The sequence below is a fragment of the Pseudolysinimonas sp. genome (genome assembly GCF_031389465.1).
GTDB lineage: Bacteria > Actinomycetota > Actinomycetes > Actinomycetales > Microbacteriaceae > Pseudolysinimonas_A.
Map to the genome: position 1 here is coordinate 1 of NZ_JANMSQ010000207.1, position 2,483 is coordinate 2,483.

At 66.0% G+C, this 2,483-nt stretch carries 4 protein-coding genes; all 4 read right to left on the minus strand.

Annotation, left to right across the window (positions count from 1 at the left end):
* Positions 1–122 precede the first annotated feature (122 nt).
* A complete protein-coding gene (locus RMO30_RS08340; RefSeq protein WP_309711881.1) occupies positions 123–692 on the minus strand; it encodes a F0F1 ATP synthase subunit B in 570 nt (189 codons plus the stop codon).
* A 28-nt stretch (positions 693–720) separates the two neighbouring features.
* Entirely contained in the window at positions 721–942 is a 222-nt protein-coding gene (atpE, locus tag RMO30_RS08345) for a F0F1 ATP synthase subunit C (protein WP_309711883.1), read from the minus strand.
* A gap of 48 nt (positions 943–990) precedes the next feature.
* The gene (gene atpB, locus RMO30_RS08350; RefSeq protein ID WP_309711888.1) at positions 991–1,815 is read right to left on the minus strand and encodes a F0F1 ATP synthase subunit A; all 825 of its coding nucleotides are present in this window, start codon (positions 1,813–1,815) and stop codon (positions 991–993) included.
* Between the two features lie 113 nt (positions 1,816–1,928).
* Positions 1,929–2,375, minus strand: a complete 447-nt coding sequence (locus RMO30_RS08355; RefSeq protein ID WP_309711886.1) for a hypothetical protein — start codon at positions 2,373–2,375, stop codon at positions 1,929–1,931.
* Between the last annotated feature and the right edge of the window lie 108 nt (positions 2,376–2,483).

Sequence of the window (2,483 nt, forward strand, 5' to 3'; positions counted from 1 at the left end):
CGGGGAGCCCGCGATGTCCCGCCCGGCCGACAGCAGCTGCTCGCCCGTGGCGCGCGTAACGGCCTTCTCGTTGGCGAGAGCGGTGATGGCCGCGGCGAGCGCGACGCGGGAAGCGGAGCCCATTACTGACCAGCCTTCGCCTTCTCTGACGCGGCGAGGTCGACCAGGAAGCGGTCGACGATCCCTGCGGCCTTCTTGTCGTCGGTGAGCGACTCGCCGATCACACCCGACGCGAGGTCGAGCGCGAGCGTGCCGACCTCGGTGCGCAGCGACGCGAGAGCGGCTGCCCGCTCGGCCTCGATCTGCACCTGGGCGTTCGCGACGATGCGCGCGGCATCCGCTTGCGCCTGCTCGACGAGCTCGGCGCGGATCTGCTTGGCGTCTTCGCGAGCTTCCTCGCGGATTTTGCCGGCCTCGACCCGCACTTCGGTGAGCTGCGCCTGGTACTTGTCGCGGGCCGCGTTGGCTTCGGCCTGCGCCTCGTCGGCGCGCTTGATGCCACCCTCGATCGCATCGGTGCGAGCGTCGAGCGCCGCGTTGATGCGCGGTACACCCTTCCAGATCATCACGATCAGGATGAGCGCGAACGCAATGGTGCCCCAGAGCAGATCGGGGATCGCGGGGATCAGCACCGAGGGACTTGCCTCTTCCTCCTCCGCGACAGCGGCGAGGACAGCGAATGCGGTCAGCATCCGGACTCCTTACGGTGTGGGGTGCCGCTTACGGGGCGGGGAACGGGATGAACGCGACGGCGATCGCGATGAAGCAGAGAGCTTCGGTGAGGGCGATGCCGAGGAACATCAGGCCCTGCAGGCGACCCTGCAGTTCGGGCTGACGCGCGACCGACTCGATCGTCTTGCCGACGATGATGCCCACGCCGATACCCGAGCCGATGACGGCAAGGCCGAAGGCGAGGGGGGCGAGCTGTCCGACTACGTTCACAGGTGATTCCTTTCGAGGGTGGTTCTAGGTAGGCCGAGATGGGTGATCTCAGTGCTCGTCGGCCACCGAGAACTGGATGTAGATGGCGGTCAGGATGGTGAAGACGTACGCCTGCAGTGCGGCCACGAACAGTTCGAGCAGCGTGAAGGCGATGCCGAAGGCGAAGGTGCCGATGCCGAGCAACCCGAGGGCGTTGCCTTGGGCGAGCACGGTGAAGAAGAAGAAGTGCGTCGCGAGGAAGCACAGCACCAGCAGCATGTGCCCGGCCACCATGTTCATGGTGAGTCGGAGGGTCAGCGTGATCGGGCGCAGGATGAACGTCGACAGAAACTCGAGCAGGGCAAGGAACGGCGTGAGCACGATCGGCACGCCCGGCAGGATCAGCTGGTTCTTGAAGTAGCGGAGGCCGTGCTGCTTGAGGCCGGCGTAGATGAACACCACGTACGCGACCACGGCCATGATGATCGGCATGCCGATGAGGCCGGTGCTGGCGATCTGAAGTCCGGGGATGATGCCGGTCAGATTAAGCCCGAGGGTTAGGAAGAAGATCGTGAACAGCAGCGGCATGAACCGCCGGCCGTTCTTCTCGCCGAGGGTGGAGATGATGATGCTGTTGCGGACGAACCCGGTGATGACCTCGAAGACAACCTGAGCCCGGCCGGGGACGACCTTCAGGTTCCGGGTGCCGACCCAGAACACCAGGATCAGGATGACCACGACGAGCATGCGGATGAGCAGGACGCGGTTCATCTCGAACGGGGTGCCGATGAAGAGCAGCGGCTCCGGGAAGAACTCTTCGACCGACGGCCCACAGAACTCGCCCGAGGGGCACTCCGTAGCCGGAAGGGTCGGAGCGAGGATTGAAGCTAACAGGGGCTTTCTCCTGAATCGGGCGCGACAACGCGGGCGATTTGTTGGGGGAGGGTCGCTTCACCCTATCAAGGAATTGAGTTGCCGCTTCCGCCGCCGGATGCCCACATTCTCACTCAGCGGACCTTCGGCGGATCGCCCGGCAACTCGATGTCGCTCACGTAGGGGATACGGGTTCGAGCGAGCGCGACGATGTCTCCGATGAGGGAGCCGAGCACCGCCGCGATGACCGCCCAAAAGAACACGACCGGATCGACGGCATCCCAATTGCGCGTGAGGATCGCCGCCACGACGAAGGCGACGAGCTTGAGCACCCAGACGCCGAGCACGATTCCGAAGAACAACGGGTTTCCGGCATCCCCACGGGTGACGCGACCCGCGACCAACATGCTCACGGCGGTCAGCCCGAGGAACACCGCCGAGAGCGCCGCCCCCAGCAACCCGCCGAGCAACCCGGGAAGGCCCGACGCCAGCCAACCGGCGGTGCCAGCCACGACGGCGACGGCGACGGCGACGATCGCACCGTAGAGCAACGCGCGGGTCAGGAGTGGGGCGACGGTCACGAGGATGCCTCTTTCTCATGCAGACGCTCGAGAGCGCTGGCGGCCTCGGCGGCGGTGTGCTCGAGGCCGACCGCGGCCGCTCCGGCGGCGGCGTCGAGGGGATCGAAT

Coding starts and splice junctions, on each gene's coding strand:
- RMO30_RS08340 (WP_309711881.1), bottom strand. CDS start 692: ATGCTGACCGCATTCGCTGTCCTCGCCGCTGTCGCGGAGGAGGAAGAG.